Origin of the sequence: Streptomyces sp. NPDC002809 (genome assembly GCF_040295435.1) — a bacterium.
Taxonomy (GTDB): Bacteria; Actinomycetota; Actinomycetes; order Streptomycetales; family Streptomycetaceae; genus Streptomyces.
On sequence record NZ_JBEOVJ010000066.1, the window covers coordinates 1 to 21,827 of the forward strand.

Annotated in this window: 17 protein-coding genes; 10 read left to right on the forward strand and 7 right to left on the reverse strand. The window is 70.5% G+C overall.

Features of this window, described 5'->3' with window-relative positions; translation table 11 throughout:
• Positions 1 to 234 precede the first annotated feature (234 nt).
• On the forward strand, positions 235 to 1,128 hold the full coding sequence (locus tag ABT025_RS29370) for a coiled-coil domain-containing protein (RefSeq protein WP_351000918.1): 894 nt from the start codon (positions 235 to 237) through the stop codon (positions 1,126 to 1,128).
• A gap of 135 nt (positions 1,129 to 1,263) precedes the next feature.
• Here the strand turns inward: ABT025_RS29370 and ABT025_RS29375 are convergent, their stop codons facing one another.
• Complete coding sequence (locus tag ABT025_RS29375; RefSeq protein ID WP_351000921.1) at positions 1,264 to 1,719, reverse strand: MarR family winged helix-turn-helix transcriptional regulator; 456 nt, start codon at positions 1,717 to 1,719, stop codon at positions 1,264 to 1,266.
• 184 nt (positions 1,720 to 1,903) lie between these two features.
• Between ABT025_RS29375 and ABT025_RS29380 the strand changes: the two genes are divergently transcribed.
• Positions 1,904 to 3,361 (forward strand): MFS transporter, encoded by a 1,458-nt coding sequence (locus ABT025_RS29380; RefSeq protein WP_351000924.1) that lies wholly within the window; start codon positions 1,904 to 1,906, stop codon positions 3,359 to 3,361.
• A gap of 205 nt (positions 3,362 to 3,566) precedes the next feature.
• Here ABT025_RS29380 and ABT025_RS29385 read toward each other — a convergent pair whose 3' ends face one another.
• Positions 3,567 to 5,015, reverse strand: coding sequence for an NCS2 family permease (locus ABT025_RS29385; protein ID WP_351000926.1), 1,449 nt, complete (start codon positions 5,013 to 5,015; stop codon positions 3,567 to 3,569).
• Between the two features lie 337 nt (positions 5,016 to 5,352).
• Here ABT025_RS29385 and ABT025_RS29390 point away from each other — a divergent pair, with 337 nt between their 5' ends.
• On the forward strand, positions 5,353 to 5,967 hold the full coding sequence (locus ABT025_RS29390; protein WP_351000930.1) for a helix-turn-helix domain-containing protein: 615 nt from the start codon (positions 5,353 to 5,355) through the stop codon (positions 5,965 to 5,967).
• Between the two features lie 107 nt (positions 5,968 to 6,074).
• On the opposite strand, the gene ABT025_RS29395 is transcribed toward ABT025_RS29390, so the two are convergent.
• The gene (locus ABT025_RS29395) at positions 6,075 to 6,959 is read right to left on the reverse strand and encodes a haloalkane dehalogenase (protein ID WP_351000935.1); all 885 of its coding nucleotides are present in this window, start codon (positions 6,957 to 6,959) and stop codon (positions 6,075 to 6,077) included.
• Positions 6,960 to 7,099: 140 nt separating this feature from the next.
• A complete protein-coding gene (locus tag ABT025_RS39560) occupies positions 7,100 to 7,426 on the reverse strand; it encodes a pyridoxamine 5'-phosphate oxidase family protein (RefSeq protein WP_502972058.1) in 327 nt (108 codons plus the stop codon).
• 285 nt (positions 7,427 to 7,711) lie between these two features.
• On the opposite strand from ABT025_RS39560, the gene ABT025_RS29405 reads away from it, so the two are divergent.
• The 4 genes from ABT025_RS29405 to mfd all read left to right on the forward strand — a co-directional run bounded on the left by ABT025_RS29405 (position 7,712) and on the right by mfd (position 15,821).
• Positions 7,712 to 8,323 carry a TetR/AcrR family transcriptional regulator gene (locus ABT025_RS29405; RefSeq protein ID WP_351000939.1) on the forward strand — a complete coding sequence of 204 codons (612 nt, stop codon included), beginning with the start codon at positions 7,712 to 7,714 and terminating at the stop codon, positions 8,321 to 8,323.
• A 329-nt stretch (positions 8,324 to 8,652) separates the two neighbouring features.
• Positions 8,653 to 9,441 carry an ABC transporter ATP-binding protein gene (locus ABT025_RS29410; protein WP_148019058.1) on the forward strand — a complete coding sequence of 263 codons (789 nt, stop codon included), beginning with the start codon at positions 8,653 to 8,655 and terminating at the stop codon, positions 9,439 to 9,441.
• Positions 9,438 to 12,020 (forward strand): ABC transporter permease, encoded by a 2,583-nt coding sequence (locus ABT025_RS29415; protein WP_351000942.1) that lies wholly within the window; start codon positions 9,438 to 9,440, stop codon positions 12,018 to 12,020. Before ABT025_RS29410 ends, ABT025_RS29415 begins: the two co-directional genes overlap by 4 nt.
• Before the next feature lie 270 nt (positions 12,021 to 12,290).
• The gene (gene mfd / locus ABT025_RS29420) at positions 12,291 to 15,821 is read left to right on the forward strand and encodes a transcription-repair coupling factor (protein WP_351000945.1); all 3,531 of its coding nucleotides are present in this window, start codon (positions 12,291 to 12,293) and stop codon (positions 15,819 to 15,821) included.
• Positions 15,822 to 15,946: 125 nt separating this feature from the next.
• Here the strand turns inward: mfd and ABT025_RS29425 are convergent, their stop codons facing one another.
• The 3 genes from ABT025_RS29425 to ABT025_RS29435 all read right to left on the reverse strand — a co-directional run bounded on the left by ABT025_RS29425 (position 15,947) and on the right by ABT025_RS29435 (position 18,524).
• Positions 15,947 to 16,381 (reverse strand): GNAT family N-acetyltransferase, encoded by a 435-nt coding sequence (locus tag ABT025_RS29425; RefSeq protein WP_351000948.1) that lies wholly within the window; start codon positions 16,379 to 16,381, stop codon positions 15,947 to 15,949.
• An 81-nt stretch (positions 16,382 to 16,462) separates the two neighbouring features.
• Complete coding sequence (locus ABT025_RS29430; protein WP_351000951.1) at positions 16,463 to 17,788, reverse strand: MFS transporter; 1,326 nt, start codon at positions 17,786 to 17,788, stop codon at positions 16,463 to 16,465.
• Positions 17,789 to 17,942: 154 nt separating this feature from the next.
• On the reverse strand, positions 17,943 to 18,524 hold the full coding sequence (locus ABT025_RS29435; RefSeq protein WP_351000953.1) for a TetR/AcrR family transcriptional regulator: 582 nt from the start codon (positions 18,522 to 18,524) through the stop codon (positions 17,943 to 17,945).
• 104 nt (positions 18,525 to 18,628) lie between these two features.
• Here ABT025_RS29435 and ABT025_RS29440 point away from each other — a divergent pair, with 104 nt between their 5' ends.
• The 3 genes from ABT025_RS29440 (at position 18,629) to ABT025_RS29450 (ending at position 21,807) form a co-directional block, all read left to right on the forward strand.
• The gene (locus tag ABT025_RS29440) at positions 18,629 to 19,501 is read left to right on the forward strand and encodes an SCO6745 family protein (RefSeq protein WP_351000956.1); all 873 of its coding nucleotides are present in this window, start codon (positions 18,629 to 18,631) and stop codon (positions 19,499 to 19,501) included.
• 132 nt (positions 19,502 to 19,633) lie between these two features.
• Complete coding sequence (locus ABT025_RS29445) at positions 19,634 to 20,383, forward strand: HNH endonuclease family protein (RefSeq protein WP_351000958.1); 750 nt, start codon at positions 19,634 to 19,636, stop codon at positions 20,381 to 20,383.
• Between the two features lie 68 nt (positions 20,384 to 20,451).
• Positions 20,452 to 21,807 (forward strand): tetratricopeptide repeat protein, encoded by a 1,356-nt coding sequence (locus ABT025_RS29450; RefSeq protein ID WP_351000961.1) that lies wholly within the window; start codon positions 20,452 to 20,454, stop codon positions 21,805 to 21,807.
• Positions 21,808 to 21,827: the final 20 nt, after the last annotated feature.

A 21,827-nucleotide genomic window follows, 5' to 3' on the forward strand; every position in this document is an offset into this window, starting at 1 on the left:
GGGTGGGGGCGGCGGTTGTTTTGGGGGGCGGGGCTTATTTGCGGGGCTTTTCTTCGGGGTGGGGGGGGGGGGGGGGGACTCTTCCCTGCGGGGGAGGGGCGCCACGCCTCTTCTGTGACCTGTGATGCCTGTCGCTTCCGTCCGGAAAGCGTCGAATCGATTCCGACTTCCGGGCCAATTGCCGCATCCTTGACGTATTGCTCGATGGTCGGTAGTCGGAAAGAGGCGTCAAGGATGAGTTCTGCACCGGTGTCCGCGCACGGCTTCGTCGGCGTACGCGGTCGTGGTTACCGCCCGGAGCAGGTGGACCGGACGGTGGCCGCGCTGTCGGCGGAGCGGGACGTGGCGCTGGAGCAGGTGGCCGCGCTGACGGCGCTGGCGGAGCGGCTGGTGGCCGAGTCGGCCCGGCTGGACGAGGCCGTCGCCGCGCTGGCCCCGCAGGACTACGCGTCGTTGGGGGAGCGGGCGCAGGAGATCCTGGCGCTTGCCGAGGGTGAGGCGGAGACGGTCGCGGCCGCGGCCCAGGAGGAGTCGCAGGCGCTGCGTGACGAGGTGGACGCGGCGGCGCGGGCCCTGCGCGAGTCGGCGAGGGCCGACGCGGAGGCGATGCGGTCGGCCGCGACGGGCCACGCCGAGCAGGTGCTGGCCGCTGCCGAGGGTACGGCCGGTGAGGCGCTGGCCGCGGCCCGGCTGGAGGCGGCTCAGGTGCGCGAGGAGGCGGAGGCCGCGATGGAGGTGACCCGCAGCCGTACGGCGAGTGTGCTGGCCCATCAGGAGCAGGAGCACGCCGACCGCTGGAAGACCGCCGGGCAGGAACTGGCGGATGCCGAGGCGGTGCAGTCGGCGGAGCACGTGGAGTCGACGGAGCGGGCGGAGGCCGGGCTGGCCGGGGCGCGGCGGGCGCTGGCCGAGGCGGAGGAGGCCGCGCGGCACGGCCAGGAGGACGCGGAGGCGCAGGGGGCGGAGCTGATCGCGGAGGCCCGGGTGCGTGAGGAGCGGGTGGTGCGGGAGACGGAGCGGATCCTGCGCGAGCACGAGGAGGGGCGCGAGGACGTGCAGGCGCACATGGCGCACGTGCGCAACTCGCTGGCGGCGCTGACCGGGCGGGTGGCTCCGGCGGAGGACTGAGGGTCCTCGCGCCGTCTGCTGGGGCGCCCGGCCCTGTCGGCCCCGCTGTGGGCGGGGGCTCGCGTGCGGGGCCGGGGCGCGGGAACGCGCGGCGAGCAGTTGCCGCGATGGCGGGGCCTCACGCGCGGGGCCGGGTCAGGGGCGTGGCCAGGGGCGCTGGGAGAGCTGCTCGATTCCGGAGTTGAAGCGCTTGAGGTAGCCGGCGAAGGCGGCGATGTCGTCGTCCGGCCAGTCCTTCATGACCTGGTCCAGGGACTGGACGACGCGTTCGCGTTCCGCGTCGAGCAGCTCCGTGCCCTTGTCGGTGATGCGGAACTTGCGGGCCATGCCACCGTCCGGGTCGGCGATGCGCTCGGCCAGTCCGGCGCGGGTCACGGCGGCGGTCTGACGGTTGAGGGTGGAGGCGTCGAGGCCGAAGGCGTCGCTCAGTTCGCCGTTGGACATGGGGCCCTGGACACGGAGACGGCTCAGCAGGGTGTACGCGCTCCGGTCCAGGAGGGCGTACTTGTGGCGTCCGCCGCGGTGGTCGGCGAGGCTGTGGCGACCGAGCAGCATCTGCTCGTACTCCACCTCTTCTGTGGGCCTCGGCATGTCTGCGGCCTCCTGCTTCTGCTGCTTCTGCGCCGGGATCGGTCGCACGTCGGATTCTGGGCGACGGTTCATGCTCTCATGCGATGTGCACAGGGCACGGCATGTGTATGACACATTAGGCATGTACGATGCACGTCGCTGTCCCGGTAGACGGGACCACGACCCCCCAAGGAGTTCCTCCCTCATGGATGCCCCCCAGCCGACCGCCAGATCAGGCGGTGTGATCGCCACGCTCGCCTTTGCCGGCACCGTGGCGGCGGTCATGCAGACTCTCGTCACACCGCTCATCGCGGAGCTGCCGAAGATCCTCGACACGACCTCCTCCAACGCCGCCTGGGTGATCACGGCCACCCTGCTGGTCTCGGCGGTGTGCGTGCCGGTCTCCGGACGGCTGGGCGATCTGCTGGGCAAGCGCCGCATGCTGCTCGTGTGTGCGGTGCCGCTGTTCGCGGGCTCGGTGGTCTGTGCGCTCTCGTCCACCGTGGTCCCCATGATCGTCGGACGTGGTCTGCAGGGCATGGGCATGGGCATGGTGCCGCTCGGCATCGCCCTGCTGCGTGACGTGGTGCCGAAGGAGAAGCTGAGCTCCTCCATCGCACTGGTCAGCGCCTCCCTCGGCATCGGTGGCGCTCTCGGCCTGCCGATCGCCTCGGCGGTCGCCCAGTACGCGAACTGGCGGGTGCTGTTCTGGGGCTCCGCCGTTCTGGCCCTCGCCATCTTCGCGCTGGTCTGGTTCCTGATCCCGGACGTCCCGGCCGCCGCCAAGGGGCAGCGTTTCGACGTACCCGGCGCCCTCGGCCTGGCCGTCGGCCTGGTCTGCCTGCTCCTCGCCGTCTCCAAGGGCGCCGAGTGGGGCTGGGGCTCCGCGACGACGGTCGGCCTGTTCGTCGCCGCCGTCGTGGTGCTCATCGCCTGGGGATTCTGGGAGCTGCGCACCGAGGACCCGCTGGTCGACCTGCGCACCACGGCCCGCCCGCGCGTGCTCATCACCAACCTGGCGTCGCTCTTCGTCGGCTTCGGTATGTACGCGGGCATGCTGATCGCGCCGCAGCTGCTGCAGTTCCCCGAGGCCACCGGCTACGGCCTTGGCCAGTCGATGCTTCAGGCGGGCCTGTGGATGGCGCCCGGCGGCGTCATGATGATGATCGTCTCCCCGTTCGGCGGAAAGCTCACCGACGCCCGCGGTCCGAAGTTCACGCTGATCAGCGGTGTGCTGGTCATCGCGGCCGCCTATGGGCTGGGCATTGTGCTCATGGGCTCCGCCTGGGGTCTGATGCTGTTCCTCATGGTCAGCAGCAGCGGTGTCGGCCTCGCCTACGGGGCGATGCCCGCACTGATCATGAGCGCGGTCCCGGCGTCCGAGACGGCCGCCGCCAACGCGTTCAACACCCTCATGCGTGCGCTCGGCACGTCGATCGGTGCCGCCGTGATCGGCGCGGTCCTCGGCCAGATGACCACGGAGACGGCCGGCTACAGCTTCACCTCCGAGGCCGGGTTCCGTACCGGCCTGATGTTCGGCTGCGCTGTCGCCCTCATTGCCGTGCTGATCTCGGCGTTCATCCCGGCCATCCGCGCGTCGGCCGTCGCCGGTGAGACGGCTGACGAGACCGCCTCGCCCGAGGTGGCCGCGGCCAAGGGCTGACCCGGCCCGCGGCTTCGCCGGACCGGACAGCCCGGCTCCGGCCCCGCCGTCCCTGACCGAACCGAACTGCCCGGCTCCGTCCCCGACAAGGGGCCCGGAGCCGGGCAGTTCGGCGTCACGGCCGGCGAGGCGGGTCTCCCGGGGCGGTGCGGTTCGCACCCGGGGACCGCTTCGGCAACGGTCTTCGTACTGGACGGTCTTCGTACTACTTGAGATCGAGGAGCTGTTCCAGCGGGTCGATCGCGAAGTAGACGAGGAAGAGCGTCGCGGTGCCCCAGAGCAGCCAGTGGACTTCACGGGCCTTGCCCAGGCACGCCTTGATGATGACGTAGGTGACGAAACCGGCGCCGATGCCGTTGGTGATGGAGTACGTCAACGGCATGACGGTGATGGTGAGGAACGCCGGGATGGCGAGGTCGTAGCGGTCCCAGTCGATGTGCTTGACCTGGGTCATCATCAGGAATCCGACCGCGACGAGTGCGGGCGACGCGGCCTGCATGGGCACGATGGTCAGGACCGGGGCGAAGAAGAGGGCCAGGGCGAACATGCCGCCCGTGACGAGGTTGGCGAAGCCGGTGCGGGCGCCTTCGCCGACACCTGCGGCGGACTCGACGTAGGTGGTGGCGGACGACGAGGACGCGACACCGCCGGCGACCGCGGCCGCACCGTCGATGAGCAGGACCCGGCCCAGGCCCGGCACCTGTCCCCGTTCGTCGAGGAGCCCGGCCTCGGCGGTGACGCCGACGACGGTGCCCATCGTGTCGAAGAAGTCCGACAGGATGAGCGTGAAGATGAGCAGGATGACGGTCAGGACGCTGATCTCACCGAACGAGCCCAGCAGGTCGAAGTGGCCGAGCAGCCCGAAGTCGGGCGCTGCGACGGGCTTGTCGGGCATCGAGGGGACGGTCAGGCCCCAGGACTTCACGTCGGCGATCGAGTTGATGACGATGGAGAGCACGGTCATCACGACGATGCTGATGAGGATGGCGCCCTTGACCTTGCGGGCGAGGAGCACGATCGTCATGATCACGCCGAGGCAGAACACGAGCATGGGCCAGCCCGCGAGGGTGCCGGTGCCGAGCTGGACCGGAACGGTGGTGTTCGCGACGTCCGGAATGCGGGTGACGAACCCGGCGTCGACGAAACCGATGAACGCGATGAACAGGCCGATGCCGACACTGATGGCTTGTTTGAGAGCCTGCGGGATGGCGTGCATGATCGCTTCGCGCAGGCCGGAAGCCACGAGTATGCAGATCAGCAGGCCCTCGAGCACGATGAGGCCCATCGCGTCGTCCCAGGCCATGAGGGGCGCGACCTGGTACGCGACGACAGCGTTGATGCCCAGCCCCGCGGCCAGGGCGAGCGGCAGGTTACCGCCCACGCCCATGATCAGGGTCATCACCGCGGCCACGAGGGCGGTGGCGGTCACCAGCTGGACCGTGTCCAGCTGGTCGCCGAACTTGTCCTTCGCGCCGCCGAGAATGATCGGGTTGAGCACGAGGATGTAGGCCATGGTGAAGAAGGTGGCGAAGCCACCGCGAACTTCCCGGCCGTAGGTCGATCCGCGTTCGGTGATGCGGAAGAACCGGTCGAGGGCGCCATCGCCGGATCTGGTCGGCGGTATGGCGGCCGGGGTGGACTGGCTGGGTTGCATGGATACGTCTCCTGGGCCTGCAACGGACAAGGGGGAAGGGGGAGCCGCTACCGCCGGGTACAGGTGACAGGCAGTTGTGCGAACACACGTGCGGCGCCTTGCGAGCGGATCATACGTGCCATGGCTGCGCCCTCAAGAGCCTTACGGCATACCGTTGTTGATGACTCGAATCCGACTGTCGGTTCCTACGGAATCGCCGGTGATCTAATGAGCCAAACCGTGATTCAGGCGACAGCGGTCGTGGATTTTCTGGTGACGATGCCCATACGTTCTGTGCGTGCACCCTCCACCCCCTTTCAATGCGCGCGCTGCCCGAGCTCTGCGTGAGAAGCTCGGGATGGCTCACGGTCACGTCGCCTACGCAATGAGGGCCTCCTTCGGGACGGCTCACGTCACTCCGGAGCACATAGCGGCGTGGGAACGTGGCACGGCTCTGCCCGATCCGCATGAACTCGCCGCACTGGCAGGCGCGTTGTGGTGTCACCCCAGCGAGATCATGGGGCACCCGCGCACCTTGCGCGAGCACCGTGTCGCCTGCGGGATATCGGCCGAGGACGTCGCCCGCAGTACGGGCCTCCCCCTGGCCGCCTACCTCCGGATGGAGGAGACCGGCCGGTGGACCGGTGACCAGAGGCAGTCCTCGAAACTCGGCAACCTGCTCCGTCTCCCGCCGCGCGACCATGTCGCCGTCACCGGGCACGAGGACGAACTCGCCCGCCTGCTCACCGAAGCCGTCAGCACCCGCTGGCAGGCGCATGTGCGTGCCATCGCCAAGCTCATCTCCGTGGACCGCAAACTGCTGCACGAGCCGCTGGACTCCATGTACCACGAGTACCAGGCCCTCATGGCGGCCACGCTCAGCCGGGCCAGTGGCAGCACGGCTTCCGGCGAGGACGGGCGAAAGTACGTCGAGGAGATCGTCGACCACTTCTGGGCCAGGCTGCCGGAGTAGCCGCAGCCGGTCCCCGGCAGGGTTCGGCGGGGGCGCCGCGATCGGGCCGGGCGAGGCGGAGGCGGCGCGAACGGGCGCCCGGCGGCGCAGTGTTCGAGCGTGTCACCTCATCCGGATACCGGCGGGCGCGCCAGCCCGTGGCGGACGGCCCAGGCGTCGATCGCCGCCGCCAGCTCCTCGGGGCGGTCCTCCGGGGAGTGGTGGCCTGCCACACCGTGGCGTGAGACCTCCAGCCCCGCGATGTTCTCCTCGCACCAGGCCACGGCACCCCGGTCGGTCATCGCACCGGGCCCCGGCTCGAACGCGGCGAGCAGCTTGGGGACTTCGGGGCTGGCGGCCAGCCAGGCGTCGTAGCGCTCGATGCGGGTCACGACGTCGGCGGGTTCGGCGTCCAGCGGCATCATGCGCGTCCACGCCAGCACCGGGCGGCGGCTGTGCGGGGTCGGGAAGGGCCGGCGGTAGACGTCGTGGTCGGCGGGGGCGAGCGGGGTGGCGAGTGTGTCCGGAAGCCCTTCGATGAAAAGCGCCTGATCCAGGATCATGCTCTCGCCCACCCCGGGCGTGCGCAGCAGAGTGAACAACTCCCTGCCTGCAGGCGGGAATTCGTCACCCACCAACGGTTTGATGATCGTCTCGGTGAAGGCGAGCCCGCGGACGCTGCCCGGAAGGCGGGCGGCGCGGTCGAAGGCGAGTGCCCCGCCCCAGTCGTGGCCGACGAGGACGGCCTCGCCCAGACCGAGAGCGTCGAACCAGGCGTCGAGGTGGCGGGCGTGGTCGTCGAAGGAGTAGGCGAGGTCGGGCTTGCCGGACTCGCCCATGCCGATCAGGTCGGGGGCCAGCAGGCGGCGTCCGGGCGCGACCACCCCCGGCAGGACGTTGCGCCACAGGTGGGAGGAGGTGGGATTGCCGTGGAGGAAGACGAACGGCAGACCGTCGGGGTCGCCCGACTCGCGGTAGTGGAGGGTGGAGCCGAGCACGGGAACGGTGGGCATCGCGGGTCACGTCGCTTTCGGTGGTGGGGAATCGTTCGGTGCGGGTCATGCGGGTCATGCGGGTCGTGCGGGTCGTGCGGGTTCATGCGGTCCGTACGGGGGTGTGCGGATCGGCCCTCGGGGCCTGCCCGGCGCCGGGATCAGAGGCCGAGGCTCAGGAAGCGGTCGACGGTGATCTCCATGACGGTCAGGTCCGGCGGGGCGGGCGGGGCCGTGCGGTAGCGGGCGGTGTAGCGGCGGACCGCCTCGGCCAGGCGTACGAGGTCGTCGGTGACCACGGCACGGCCTTCGAGGGTGATCCAGCGGAAGCCGTCCACCTGGCAGAGGGCGACACGGGCCGCCGCGCCGCCCGCCGACACATGGCGGGCCTTGCGGGCTCCCGCCCTGGTGGTCACCCGGGCCAGGCCGGTGGACGCGTCGAAGGTGAAGCGGACGGGTGCGAGGTGCGGGGTGCCGTCGGGGCGGATCGTGGTGAGGACGGCCGTACGGGGGAGTGCGAGGAACTCCCCCGCGAAGGTGGGGAGTGCGACGGATTCGGCAGTCGCGGCATCGGCGGGTGCCGAGCCGGGTGCCGCGTCGATTGCCGAACCGGGCGCTGCGTCGATTGCCGAGCCGATTGCCGAGCCGGATGCCGCGTCGATTTTGTCCATTGCTGAGTCCGGTGCCGTGTCGGGCATGGTGCCGGGCGTCCCTTCGTGTGGTGGCCACAACGCCCTTGACTGTGCCGATCACGAAACGCAGGCTCAACGCTGATGAATAACGCCGCCCCCGCCTCAGCCCGCACCCGGGGCCGCCCCCGCGGCAATCCTCCGACCCGCGAGTCGATCGTCCCGGTGGCCCGAGCGCTGTTCCTGGAGCGCGGTTACCGGGCCACGACCCTGCGCGCGGTGGCCGGTGCCGCCGGGGTCGACCCGGCGCTGATCGCGTATCACTTCGGCTCGAAGAAGGGCCTGTTCGCCGACGTGATGCAGTTCCAGTGCGCCAACGCGCTGGCGGTGGAGGAGGTCCTCGGCGGTGACCCCGCCACGCTTCCCGGCCGGCTGATCGACGCGGTGACGGACCTGTGGGAGGACGCCGACTTCCGCCGGCTGACCGCGCAGGGCGACGAGGCCGCCGACGTGATCCGTGAATACCTGGAACTCGAGCTGCTGGCCCGCCTTGTTGAATTTCTCGGCGGCCGGGACGCGACCGCCCGTGCCACCGCCGTCGTCACGATCCTCGGCGGGCTGATCTACACCCGCTACCTCAACCCGCTCGCCACCCCCGCCGCCCTCACCCCGGCCGAGACGCGCGCCGTCCTCACCCCGGCCCTGCGCGCTGCGCTGGCCCCGGGACGGCACACCGGAGCAGGCCGCAGGCCCTGAGGCGCCGTACGGCCGGGCCCCTGCCGGTCCACCCCGCGGTCCGGACCCACGGGTGCAGCCCTGAGACGCCTCTCCACCCAGGGGCCCAGTCCCCTAGGGGTAGCTCCTTACTTCTGCCCAGGGGCCGTTCCTCCCGGCGGAGGACGTGCCGGGCCATGCCCTCTCCGTAGCGTGGTCATGCACCGCGGTTGAGGCAGACCACAGGGGGCGGGGTGGGGAAAACCCCACCCGAAGACTGCGCTGGGCACCAGCGCGCCGGACCCCCTCCAGCAACCAGACTTCACATCAGAAGGCGACGACCCGTCGCCGACCGACATAGGAGATAAACCGTGACAACGGCTGTAACCATTCCCAGGCACGGGGGCACTGGAGGGCGTACGGCCGTGGCTGCGCGAGCGCGGCAGGTCGTCAAGGCGTACGGGGTCGGTGAGACCAGGGTCGTCGCGCTCGACCACGTCGACGTCGACATCGCCCGCGGCCAGTTCACCGCGATCATGGGCCCGTCCGGCTCCGGCAAGTCGACGCTGATGCACTGCCTCGCCGGTCTGGACACCGTGACCTCGGGCCAGATCCACCTCGCGGAGACCGAGATCACCGGGCTCAAGGACAAGAAGCTCACCCAGCTGCGCCGCGACCGCATCGGCTTCATCTTCCAGGCGTTCAACCTCCTGCCGACGCTCAACGCGCTGGAGAACATCACGCTTCCGATGGACATCGCCGGCCGCAAGCCGGACGCCGCCTGGCTCAGGCAGGTCGTCGAGACCGTCGGCCTCGCCGAGCGGCTCAAGCACCGTCCGACCGAGCTCTCAGGCGGTCAGCAGCAGCGCGTCGCGGTGGCACGGGCACTCGCCGCCCAGCCGGAGATCATCTTCGGTGACGAGCCGACCGGGAACCTGGACTCCAGGGCCGGCGCCGAGGTGCTGAACTTCCTGCGCAAGTCCGTCGACGAGCTGGGCCAGACCATCGTCATGGTCACCCACGACCCGGTGGCCGCCTCCTACGCCGACCGGGTGCTGTACCTCGCCGACGGACGCATCGTCGACGAGATGCTCAACCCCACCGCCGACCAGGTGCTGGACCGCATGAAGGACTTCGACGCGCGCGGGCGGACGTCATGACCGTCTGGAAGACCTCGATGCGCAACTTCTTCGCGCACAAGGGACGCATGGCGCTCTCCGCCGTCGCCGTCCTGTTGTCGGTGGCGTTCGTCTGCGGGACGCTCGTCTTCACCGACACGATGAACACCACGTTCGACAAGCTCTTCGCCGCGACGTCGGCCGATGTCACCGTCAGCCCGAAGAAGGCCGAGGTCGACGACACCCCCGAGAACGGCAAGCCCGAATCGCTGCCCGCCTCCGTCGTCGCCCGGGTCGAGAAGGCCGACGGGGTGAAGAAGGCCGAGGGAGCCGTCACCAGCTCGGCGGTCACGGTCGTCGACAGCCACGACAAGAACATGGGCTCCGAGAACGGCGCCCCCACACTGGCGGGCAACTGGACGCAGAACGACCTGCGTTCCATGGAGATCACCTCCGGCCACGCACCGCGCGGCCCGACCGAGGTCATGGTCGACGCCGACACCGCGGACAAGCACGACCTGAAGATCGGTGACGAGCTGCGCACCATCGCGGTCACCGGTGACATCAAGGCGCACATCAGCGGCATCGCCGCCTTCAAGGTCACCAACCCGGGTGCGGCGATCGTCTACCTCGACACGGCCACCGCCCAGCAGAAGCTGCTCGGCAGCCCCGGCGTCTTCACCCATGTCTCCATCACCGCCGAACCCGGCGTCAGCGACACGCAGCTGAAGCAGAACGTCGCCTCGGCGCTGTCCGGTTCGACCGCGTACAAGATCCAGACGCAGGAGGAAGCGGCGGAGGCCAACAAGGACTCCATGGGCTCCTTCCTCGACGTGATGAAGTACGCGATGCTCGGCTTCGCCGGGATCGCCTTCCTCGTCGGCATCTTCCTCATCGTCAACACCTTCTCGATGCTGGTCGCCCAGCGGACCCGCGAGATCGGCCTGATGCGGGCCATCGGCTCCAGCCGCAAGCAGGTCAACCGGTCCGTGCTGCTCGAAGCGGTGCTCCTCGGCATCGTCGGATCGATCCTCGGCGTCGCCGCCGGTGTCGGCCTCGCGGTCGGGCTGATGAAGGTCATGGGCGCCGTCGGCATGGAGCTGTCCACCAAGGACCTCACCATCGCCTGGACGACCCCCGCGATCGGTCTCGCGCTCGGCATCATCGTGACCGTCCTCGCCGCGTACATCCCGGCCCGCCGGGCCGGCAAGGTCTCCCCGATGGCCGCCCTGCGCGACGCCGGAACGCCGGCGGACGCCAAGTCGGGCTGGATCCGAGCCGGCATCGGCCTCGTCCTCACCGGCGGCGGCGCGGCAGCCCTGTGGGCGACGACGCAGGCGGACAAGGCGAGCGACGGCTCCCTCTTCCTCGGCCTGGGCGTGGTCCTCACCCTCATCGGCTTCATCGTCATCGGCCCGCTGCTCGCCGGCATCGTCGTACGGGCGCTCAGCGTCGTCGTCCTGCGGCTGTTCGGCCCGGTCGGCCGGCTGGCCGAGCGCAACGCACTGCGCAACCCGCGCCGGACCGGAGCGACCGGTGCGGCCCTGATGATCGGCCTGGCCCTGGTGGCCTGCCTGTCGGTGGTGGGCTCCTCCATGGTCGCCTCGGCCACGGACGAGCTGGACAAGTCGGTGGGCGCGGACTTCATCGTGCAGCCGTCCACCCCTGGTCAGCTGATCGTGCCTCAGGCGGCAAAGGCGCTGGAGTCCGTTCCCGGCATCGAGCACATCACGAACTACAAGGTCCTCGGCGCGAAGCTCACCAACCCCGACGGTTCGACGGCGGAGAAGGACGTCACCGCCGCCGACCCGACGTACCCGAACGACCTGCGGCGCGAGACCGTCGCCGGTGAGCTGTCCGCGGCGTACGGCAGGAACACCATGTCGGTCGGGGACGACTACGCCACCGAGCACGGGATCAAGGCCGGTGACACGATCACCGTCGCGTTCAAGGCGGGCGCCACGGCGAAGCTGAAGGTCGCCGCGATCACCTCGGACGACACGACCGTGGACCAGGGCGCGATGTACATGAACATCACGACCGCCGAGCGGTACGTCCCCGCCGGCAAGATGCCCCAGAACATGATCATGTTCGCCAAGGCGCAGGAGGGCAAGGAGACGGAGGCGTACGCCGCCCTGAAGGACTCGCTCCACGCGTACCCGACGTACAAGGTGCAGAATCAGGCCGACTTCAAGCAGGACCTGAAGGACCAGATCGGCCAGCTGCTGAACATCGTCTACGGCCTGCTCGCCCTGGCGATCATCGTCGCGGTGCTCGGGGTCGTGAACACCCTGGCCCTGTCCGTGGTCGAGCGGACCCGCGAGATCGGCCTGATGCGCGCCATCGGCCTCTCCCGCCGCCAGCTGCGCCGGATGATCCGGCTGGAGTCCGTGGTCATCGCCCTGTTCGGCGCCCTGCTCGGCCTCGGCCTGGGCATGGGCTGGGGCACCTCGGCCCAGAAGCTGCTGGCCCTTGAGGGCCTCGGCGTCCTGGAGATCCCGTGGCCGACCATCATCACGGTGTTCGTCGCCTCCGCCTTCGTCGGTCTGTTCGCGGCGCTGGTCCCGGCCTTCCGGGCAGGACGGATGAACGTCCTGAACGCCATCGCCACGGACGGGTGAGCCGGGCGGTCCGCATAGACTGACGGTTCCCGCCCCGGGGCGTTCCTCCAAACGCCCCGGGGCGGGATTTCGTATGTGGCCGCCGCCTCCGGATCTCTTGTGTACGGGAGCCCGCTCGCGGCGCGCAGCCCCGTTGCGGGAGCGGCTGTCACCCCGGAGTCGTACGCTGGTGGCACCCCCGGCCCGTCTGACGTGTCGGGCCCTTCGCGTTGCCCCTGACAGCAGCCGGCTGTCAGACCTCCACCCTCGTTACCCGGACGGAAGCCCTTCATGAGCCTGCACGGTCTGCTGGATGTCGTCGTACATGACCCGGCGCTGTCCGAAGCGGTGAAGGCCGCCGGAGACGGCCACCGGATGCACATCGACCTGGTCGGCCCGCCCGCCGCCCGGCCCTTCGCCGTCGCGGCGCTGGCAAGGGACTCCGGGCGGACCGTGCTCGCCGTCACCGCGACCGGGCGCGAGGCCGAGGACCTGGCGGCCGCGCTGCGCACGCTGCTGCCGCCGGACACGATCGCGGAGTACCCGTCCTGGGAGACGCTGCCGCACGAGCGCCTGTCGCCCCGCTCCGACACCGTGGGCCGCCGGCTGGCCGTGCTGCGGCGCCTGGCGCACCCGAGGGAGGACGACCCGGAGACCGGCCCGGTCTCCGTCGTCGTCGCGCCGATCCGCTCCGTGCTCCAGCCGCAGGTCAAGGGGCTCGGCGACCTGGAGCCCGTGGCGCTGCGGATCGGGCAGAGCGCGGATCTCGGCAAGACCGTGGAGGCGCTGGCGGCAGCCGCGTACTCCCGGGTCGAACTGGTCGAGAAGCGCGGCGAGTTCGCGGTGCGCGGCGGCATCCTGGACGTCTTCCCGCCGACCGAGGAGCACCCTCTGCGGGTGGAGTTCTGGGGCGACGACGTCGAGGAGATCCGCTACTTCAAGATCGCCGACCAGCGGTCGCTGGAGATCGCCGAGCACGGGCTGTGGGCCCCGCCCTGTCGCGAGCTGCTGCTGACCGACGAGGTCCGCGAGCGGGCCGCCGAGCTCGCCGAGGCCCACCCCGAGCTGGGGGAACTCCTCAACAAGATCGCCGAGGGCATCGCGGTCGAGGGCATGGAGTCCCTCGCCCCGGTCCTCGTCGACGACATGGAACTGCTGATCGACGTCCTGCCCAAGGGCTCCATGGCCGTGGTCTGCGACCCCGAGCGGGTCCGTACCCGGGGCGCCGACCTGGTCGCCACCAGCCAGGAGTTCCTGGAGGCGTCCTGGGCGGCCACCGCGGGCGGCGGCGAGGCCCCGATCGACGTCGGCGCGGCCTCGCTGCGCGGCATCGCGGACGTCCGCGACCGGGCCCGCGAACTGAACATGATGTGGTGGTCCATCTCCCCGTTCGCCGCGGACGAGGAACTGGACGACGACACCCTCAAGCTCCGGATGCACGCCCCGGAGGCGTACCGCGGCGACACCGCCCGCGCGCTCGCCGACACCAAGGGCTGGCTGGCCGACGGCTGGCGCACGGTGTACGTCACCGAGGGCCAGGGGCTCGCCTCCCGTACCGTCGAGGTGCTGGGCGGCGAAGGCATCCCGGCCCGTCTGGACGCGGACCTCGGCGAGATCACCCCGTCCCTCGTCCACGTCTCCTGCGGCGCCATCGACCACGGCTTCGTCGACCGCGAGCTCCGGATCGCCGTCCTCACCGAGACCGACCTGACCGGCCAGCGCACCGCCATCAAGGACCTGGGCCGGATGCCGGTCCGCCGCCGCAAGAGCATCGACCCGCTGACGCTGGAGACGGGCGACTACATCGTCCACGAGCAGCACGGCGTGGGCCGCTACATCGAGATGGTGCAGCGCACGGTGCAGGGCGCCACCCGTGAGTACCTCCTCGTCGAGTACGCCCCCGCCAAGCGCGGCCAGCCCGGCGACCGGCTCTACATCCCGACCGACCAGCTGGAGCAGGTCACCAAGTACGTCGGCGGCGAGGCACCCACCCTGCACCGGCTCGGCGGCGCCGACTGGACCAAGACGAAGGCGCGCGCCAAGAAGGCCGTCAAGGAGATCGCCGGCGACCTGATCAAGCTCTACGCGGCCCGGATGGCGGCCCCCGGCCACGTCTTCGGCCCGGACACCCCCTGGCAGCGCGAGCTGGAGGACGCCTTCCCGCACGCGGAGACGCCCGACCAGCTCACCACCATCGCCGAGGTCAAGGAGGACATGGAGAAGTCCGTCCCCATGGACCGGCTGATCTGCGGCGATGTCGGCTACGGCAAGACGGAGATCGCGGTGCGGGCCGCCTTCAAGGCGGTCCAGGACGGCAAGCAGGTCGCCGTCCTCGTCCCCACGACCCTCCTGGTCCAGCAGCACTACGGCACCTTCACCGAGCGGTACGCCCAGTTCCCCGTCAACGTACGGGCGCTGAGCCGCTTCCAGTCCGAGTCCCAGTCCAAGGCGACGCTCGAAGGGCTCCGCGAAGGCTCCGTCGACCTGGTCATCGGCACCCACCGTCTGTTCTCCTCCGAGACGAAGTTCAAGGACCTGGGCCTGGTCATCGTCGACGAGGAACAGCGCTTCGGCGTCGAGCACAAGGAGCAGCTGAAGAAGCTCCGCGCCAACGTGGACGTCCTCACCATGTCCGCGACGCCCATCCCCCGTACGCTCGAAATGGCGGTGACCGGCATCCGCGAGATGTCGACGATCACCACACCGCCCGAGGAGCGCCACCCGGTCCTGACCTTCGTCGGCCCGTACGAGGAGAAGCAGATCGGCGCGGCCATCCGCCGCGAACTGCTCCGCGAGGGCCAGGCGTTCTACATCCACAACCGCGTCGAGTCCATCGACCGCGCCGCCGCCCGGCTGCGCGAGATCGTCCCCGAGGCGCGGATCGCCACCGCCCACGGCCAGATGTCCGAACAGGCCCTGGAACAAGTGGTGGTGGACTTCTGGGAGAAGAAGTTCGACGTCCTGGTCTCCACGACGATCGTCGAGTCCGGCATCGACATCTCCAACGCCAACACCCTGATCGTGGAGCGCGGCGACAACTTCGGCCTCTCCCAGCTCCACCAGCTGCGCGGCCGCGTCGGCCGTGGCCGCGACCGCGGCTACGCCTACTTCCTCTACCCGCCGGAGAAGCCGCTCACCGAGACGGCCCACGAGCGTCTCGCCACGATCGCCCAGCACACCGAGATGGGCGCGGGCATGTACGTGGCCATGAAGGACCTGGAGATCCGCGGCGCCGGAAACCTGCTGGGCGGCGAACAGTCCGGCCACATCGCGGGCGTCGGCTTCGACCTGTACATCCGCATGGTCGGCGAGGCGGTCGCCGGTTACCGGGCCTCCCTCGAAGGAGGAGTGGAGGAGGAACCGCCGCTGGAGGTCAAGATCGAGCTCCCGGTCGACGCGCACGTCCCGCACGACTACGCCCCCGGCGAGCGGCTGCGCCTCCAGGCCTACCGCTCGATCGCCTCGGCCTCCTCGGAGGAGGACATCAGGGCGGTGCGCGAGGAACTCACCGACCGTTACGGCAAGCTCCCGGAGCCGGTCGAGAACCTCCTCCTGGTGGCGGGCCTGCGCATGCTGGCCCGCGCCTGCGGGGTCGGCGACATCGTGCTCCAGGGCTCGAACATCCGCTTCGCCCCGGTGGAGCTGCGCGAGTCGCAGGAGCTGCGCCTGAAGCGTCTGTACCCGAAGACGATCATCAAGCCGGCCCTGCGCCAGATCCTGGTCCCGCGCCCGACCGGCGGCAAGATCGGCGGCAAGCCGGTCGTGGGGCGCGAACTGCTGGCGTGGACGGGGGAGTTCCTCACGACGATCCTGGGGTCGTGAGGGCGGACGCGCGGCGTGCGCCCGGAGGAGAGCTCCTCGTGCGCGCCGGGCGGCAGGCGGGTTGCGTGGGGCCTGCCGTCGTCGGCCTCGCGCATCGTGCCGGACCGTGCCCGGCCGGACAGCTCCTAGCCGGTCGGGTAGCGATAGACCGTCGACTCCCGAGCCCGGAAGCCGAGGCGCTCGTACAACCGGTTCGCCGCAGCGCGATCCGGCCGGGAGGTGAGGTCCACCGTTCGTGCGCCCGCCTCCCGGGCGATCCGCAGAGCCTCCCGGGTGAGGAGTGCGGCGACTCCCTGGCCTCGTGCCGCGCTGTCGACGACGACGTCTTCGATGCGGGCCCGCACTCCGGACGGCAACGGCAGGAGTACCAGAGTCAGGGTGCCGACGATCGCCTCGGACGTCCGGGCGACAAGTACGGTGTTGGCATCCCATGTCACCATGCGGTGGATGGCTTCGCGGTCCAGGGGCTCGGCTGTTGTGGAGAGCTGCGGCAGCAGCCGGCCGAAGGCCTCGACAAGTTCCTGACCGGCTTCCCGGATGATCTCTACGTGGACGTCCATGGCCGGAGCCTATCCATCGGCCAGGGGCGCGAAGACGCACCGGCAGGGCAGGGTGCGCCGGCGCGCTGATGGCCCGGGCAGTCACTCATGACCGGCAGGGCCCGCGCTCCGGCCCGCCGCCTCCTCGCCCATGGATCCCGTGCCCACGGCCTTCCGGATCTCCTGCTGATCCGGCGCCTTGGGCAGCTCCGCCCGTGCCGGGGAACGAAGAGTGCGTACCTGGGGAACCAGGACGGCCCCCGAGGTCGCCGCGACGATCAGAGCGGCGCAGACGAACAGCATCCGGTCCGTTCCCCATGCGGCGGCAGCAGGTCCCGCGAGCAGCAGGCCCAGCGGGGCGAACGCGAGCGAGCCGAACAGGTCGTACGAGCTGACCCTCGACAACGCCTCCTCCGGTACTTCCCGCTGCACCGTGGTGGACCACAGCACACCGAAGACGTCCGACGACACTCCCGACCCGAACATCGCCACCGCGATCAGCCACACCGGAGCCCCGAGCCCCAGCAGCACGATCGGGACAGCCGACGGCAGCAGGGCCAGAACCGCCACCAGGACCGGCCGTTCGACCCGCACCCTGGCCGCCAGGCCCGCGCCCGCGACGGCTCCGAGGGCCTGTGCCGCGACGATCACCGCCCAGGCGCGAGCGCCACCGAGGTGGTGCTCCGCCGCCAGCGGGCCCAGTACGCCGACGTTCGCGTTCAACGCGGCCACCACGAAGGTGCATTGGCAGACCACGGCCCAGAGCCACTGCCGGGAGGAGAACTCCTGCCACCCCTCCCGCAGGTCCGCCCAGCCGGAGGTCCGCTTGCGCGGGCGTTCACCGATCGCCAGCAACGACGTCAGTACCGCACTGATCACGAAGGACAGGGCATTCAGGGCCAGCGCCCAGCCGGCGCCCAGCCACGCCACCGTGATGCCCGACAGGGCCAGGCCCAGCAGCAGCGAGACGTTCGTACTCACCCGCAGCAATCCGTTGGCCTGCTGGAGCTGTCCGGCCGGCACCACCAGGGGCACCATTCCGTCCATCGCCGGAGCGAACAGTGCGGTCGCCGTGCCCGCGGCCACGGCCAGCACGCACATCAACGGCAACGGGGCGTGTCCGGCCAGGACCAGGACCGCCAGCCCGCCGTACGCCACGGCGCCGACGACATCGGCCATCGCCATCAGCCGGGAGCGGGACATCCGGTCCGCGATCACGCCGCCCAGCAGGACGAGAGCCAGCTGCGGCACCGCCTGGCAGGCCAGGACCAGCGACAGCCGCCCCGGACCGGCGCCCGGCAGGGCAAGCACGGCGAACGCCAGCGCCACGCGGGCGAAGCCGTTGCCCAGGACCGAGACGGCGCGCGCGGAGGCCAGGAGGGCGAACTGCTGGTTCCGCCACAGCGGCCGAGCCAATTCGATGGACATGGCGGTGGACTCTACGACTCCACCGCTCCGCGACACCTCTGATCAGGCCGGCACGGGGAGGCCGTCGACCGGTGCCGGGAAGGCGCCCGGTCCTCTGTGCCCCGGCGGAGCCGGGCTCCGCGACGTCCGAAACACGCCCCTCGGCCCGTGCCGGTCACTCGGCGGCAGGACTCTCCCGATCGAACAGCAGATACGCGAGCGATCGGAACACCTCCTCCGGGTCCCGGTCGCCCACCGCCCCGCTCAGGTTGCCGCTCAGCAGCAGGGTGGCGAAGCCGTGGGCCAGGGACCAGGCGGCCACGCCCGCGAGGCGGGGGTCGTCGCCGCGTCCGGCTGCGGGGAGCTCGGTGACGCCTGCGCGCAGTTCCTGCGACGCCCGCTCCTTCGCCGCGAGCAGGTCCGGATCGTCGGCGCGGTAGAGGTCCGGCTGGAACATCACCTGGAAGTGGGCCGGGTGTTCGGCCGCGAACCGTACGTACCGCACGCCCCGCTCCCGCAGGTCCGGCGCATCGGCCAGGGCGGCGGCGAAGAGCCCGTATCCCTCGGTGGCGACGGCGGTGAGCAGGCCGGTGCGGTCCTTGAAGTGGTGGGCGGGGGCGGCGTGGGAGACGCCGGCCCGGCGGGCCAGGTCGCGCAGACTCAGCGCGGCGGGGCCCTCGGTGCGGATGACGTCGAGGGCGGCGGCGAGAACGGCTCGCCGCAGGTCGCCGTGGTGGTAGGTGCGGGGGCTGGTCATGACAGCAGATTACGCTGAATCTAGCCATTGACAAGTTCGCGGAGCGAGGTGCACTCTGAGGATCTAGTCAACGGCAAGATTGAATGGTCGCGGAAGGCGGAGACATGTCCGACGAGCTGGGTCGCGTACGGCAGATGTGGCACCTGTTGGAGCCCCTGCACGCTGTTCTCTACTACGCACCGGAGGCCTTCGAGGAGGCCTCGGCGCTCGGATACGCCGTGGACGAGCGCTGGCCGAGCTACTTCGCCTGGCGGGCGGCACCACTCGGGGAGGCCGGGGCGGGGGCCGACCGGGTCACGGCGACCTTCTACAGCTTCAGCCCGCGGACGGTGGATGCGTACGTCCCTGCCGTCTGGTCCGTCGCCTCGCCGGACGCCGTGCTCGCCGCCCGGAGCCGGGCCGTCGACCGCATGTACCGGACGCTGCTGGGGGAGGCGGCCGTCGCTCCGGACACGGCCGAGGCCGCCGCGCTCCTGCGCCGCGTCGCGGAGGCCGCCGACACGGCGGGGCGCCCGCTCGCCGCAGCCAACGCCGCACTGCCCTGGCCGGACGAACCGCACCTCGCGCTCTGGCACGCGGCGACCGTCCTGCGCGAACACCGCGGCGACGGACACCTCGCGGCGCTCGCGGGTGCGGAGCTGGACCCGGTCGAGGCGCTGGTGTCGTTCGCCGCCGTCGGTGCGGCGCGCCCGGAGGTGTTCGCGAGCCGGGGATGGAGCGGCGAGGAGTGGTCGCAGGCCGGTGAACGACTTCTGAAGCGCGGACTGTTGACGGAGGACGGTACGGCGACCGAGGCGGGTGCGGCGCTGCGTGCCGAGGTCGAGCGGCGTACGGACGAGGCGGCGGCCGCCCCGTGGCGGGTGCTGGGGGATGAGGAACGGGAGCGGCTCGTGGAGCTGTTGGGGCCGTTGTGGGTGGCGGCGATCGGCTCCGGGCTGCTGCCGTCGGAGACGACGCTGGGCATCGGCAAGGTGTGATTCGGGCCGCATCGGGGGTGAACGGGAGTCATGAACACGTCCTGGCGGGGAAGACGTCCGTAGGATTCCCGGGTTGGTTCGGCTTTCTCCCCGTCAGGACGGCTTCGAGTGATATCTCCCCGCGATTGTCGAGTGATCGTGCCCGCCCTGGGCGCCGTGGCGGTACTGGCCCTGACCGGCTGTGACCCCGAGCAGGTGTCCTCCGGAACCGGCAGCTCGAACGCCGGTGGCCAGTCGGTCACCGGCTTCGGCGCCAGCCCGCTGGACAACCCCGACGGTACGAAGCCGGGTCTCGCCCCCCTCACCTCCGACGCGGACCGGGCGGCGGCCCGGAAGGTCATCGAGAAGGTGGCGACCAAGGGGCGTGGCCCCAGGACCGGCTACGAGCGGGACAAGTTCGGGTACGCCTGGAAGGACTCGGTCGACGGCATCCCGCTCTCGCGGAACGGCTGCGACACACGGAACGATCTGCTGGCCCGCGACGGCAAGGACGTCGCGCTCCGCTCCGGTTCCGACTGCGTGGTCGTCGCCATGACGCTCAAGGACCCGTACACCGGCTCGACCATCGAATGGCGCAAGCAGCAGGCCACCAAGGTCCAGATCGACCACGTCATGCCGCTCTCGTACGACTGGCAGATGGGCGCCGCCCGCTGGAACGACGCCAAGCGGCAGCAGATCGCCAACGACCCGCTCAACCTCATCCCGGTCGACGGACCCGCCAACGGCTCCAAGAGCGATTCCGGTCCGGCGTCCTGGTTGCCGCCGTACAAGCAGATCCGCTGCTCGTACTCGCTTCGGTTCGCCCAGGTCTCTCTCAAGTACGAGCTGCCTGTGACCGCGGCGGACAAGCAGATGATGCTGCGGCAGTGCGGAGGCCGATAGCACCCCAATGACAGCCCCCCGCTGGGCTGCAGGGCCGATGTCGGAGGCGGCGGCTAACGTGGTTTGCCATGGACGCTGCTGATCTTGACTACCGGGCCAGGACGTTGTCCGGCTGCATTCCTCCGATCCTGGTATCCCGGCTTCTTGAGTTCGGCCACAACAACGAGGTGGAGTTCCAGGCCGGTCGTGGGGAATGGTTCTGCGCGCGGGAGTGGGCGCGGCTGCTCGGTGACCAGGGCCGACCGGCCCAGGCGTTGGAGGCGCTTGCCCCGTACGTTGCCACGGGCTGGTGGCCGGCGGCCCGGACCCAGGCGGAACTCCTGGAGAGCTGGGGGCGGGCAGAGGAGGCGATCACGCTGGCCCGGCCGTACGCGAGCACGGGAGGGCTCCCACTGGAGTTCTTTGCGCGCCTGCTGGCCCGGCACGGGCGTACGGACGAGGCGGTGACTCGGCTGAGCACCGGAATCGAGGACTGGGGTCTTGCCACCGCTCTGGTCGACATCGCCGAGGGAACAGGCCGGGACGAAGACGTCGCCGCGCTGCTGGCCGCCCGGATCCCGGCTCAGCACCGGTGTGACAGCCCGTGGTGCTGCCGCGGCCTCGACCCCGACACTGCGATCGGGCTGCTTGCCACGATCCGTGAACGCCAGGGCCTCATCGACGAAGCGATCGCCCTGCTGCACACCCGGCAGCTCATCACCTCCGTCAACAACCACGACCAGCTGGCCGATCTGTTGGCGAGACACGATCGGATCGAGGAACTGCGTGCTTACGCGGCGACAGAGGATCTCGGTGACGCTGCGCGGTGCCTGGCCGAGGTGCTGGAGGAGCGCGGTGATGTGGAAGGCGCGATCGCCGTGTACCGGCAGGCCGACCGACCAGGGGCGCACGATCCCAACTCGGCTTTCGAGCTCGCGCAGCTCCTGGCGCGCCACGGTCAAGGCGACGAAGCGATCAACGTGATGCGCGGCCAGGCCGACGCCCATGTCGGGGATGACTGGATCCTCCATGCGCTGTCCGGCCTGTACCTCGGCCAGGGCCGCCCCGAGGAAGGCCTGGCGCACCTCGACGGCCTTGCCGCCGCCCGCGGATGCGAGGAGGACTGGGACCTGTACTGGATACGGCTGCCGCTGATTGCCGCACGCGATGGCGTCGACGAAGCGATCGCACGGGCCCGCTCCCACCCGGAGGGCGCCACCTCGTACGCGGCGCCGCACATCGCTGAGCTGCTCGCCGGTGCCGGACGCACCGAGGAGGCTGTTGCCGTTCTCGAACAGTACGCCCCCGCGAACAGCATCGACCTTGCCGGCCACCTCATCGGCCTCGGTCGCGTCAAGGACGCTGTCGCACTTCTTCAGCAGCGCGATTCCGAGCCGGGGCCACCTGTCCGGACCGGCTCGCTCTTCCACGATCCCTCGTTCTGACTCCGCCTCTCACGGCTGTC

Coding starts and splice junctions, on each gene's coding strand:
- ABT025_RS29415 (WP_351000942.1), top strand. CDS start 9,438: ATGACCGTCTGGAAGACCTCGATGCGCAACTTCTTCGCGCACAAGGGA.
- ABT025_RS29395 (WP_351000935.1), bottom strand. CDS start 6,959: ATGCCCACCGTTCCCGTGCTCGGCTCCACCCTCCACTACCGCGAGTCG.
- ABT025_RS29405 (WP_351000939.1), top strand. CDS start 7,712: ATGAATAACGCCGCCCCCGCCTCAGCCCGCACCCGGGGCCGCCCCCGC.
- ABT025_RS29450 (WP_351000961.1), top strand. CDS start 20,452: ATGGACGCTGCTGATCTTGACTACCGGGCCAGGACGTTGTCCGGCTGC.
- ABT025_RS29435 (WP_351000953.1), bottom strand. CDS start 18,524: ATGACCAGCCCCCGCACCTACCACCACGGCGACCTGCGGCGAGCCGTT.
- ABT025_RS29425 (WP_351000948.1), bottom strand. CDS start 16,381: ATGGACGTCCACGTAGAGATCATCCGGGAAGCCGGTCAGGAACTTGTC.
- ABT025_RS29385 (WP_351000926.1), bottom strand. CDS start 5,015: ATGCAACCCAGCCAGTCCACCCCGGCCGCCATACCGCCGACCAGATCC.
- ABT025_RS29375 (WP_351000921.1), bottom strand. CDS start 1,719: ATGCCGAGGCCCACAGAAGAGGTGGAGTACGAGCAGATGCTGCTCGGT.
- ABT025_RS29390 (WP_351000930.1), top strand. CDS start 5,353: ATGGCTCACGGTCACGTCGCCTACGCAATGAGGGCCTCCTTCGGGACG.
- ABT025_RS29370 (WP_351000918.1), top strand. CDS start 235: ATGAGTTCTGCACCGGTGTCCGCGCACGGCTTCGTCGGCGTACGCGGT.
- mfd (WP_351000945.1), top strand. CDS start 12,291: ATGAGCCTGCACGGTCTGCTGGATGTCGTCGTACATGACCCGGCGCTG.
- ABT025_RS29430 (WP_351000951.1), bottom strand. CDS start 17,788: ATGTCCATCGAATTGGCTCGGCCGCTGTGGCGGAACCAGCAGTTCGCC.
- ABT025_RS29380 (WP_351000924.1), top strand. CDS start 1,904: ATGGATGCCCCCCAGCCGACCGCCAGATCAGGCGGTGTGATCGCCACG.
- ABT025_RS29440 (WP_351000956.1), top strand. CDS start 18,629: ATGTCCGACGAGCTGGGTCGCGTACGGCAGATGTGGCACCTGTTGGAG.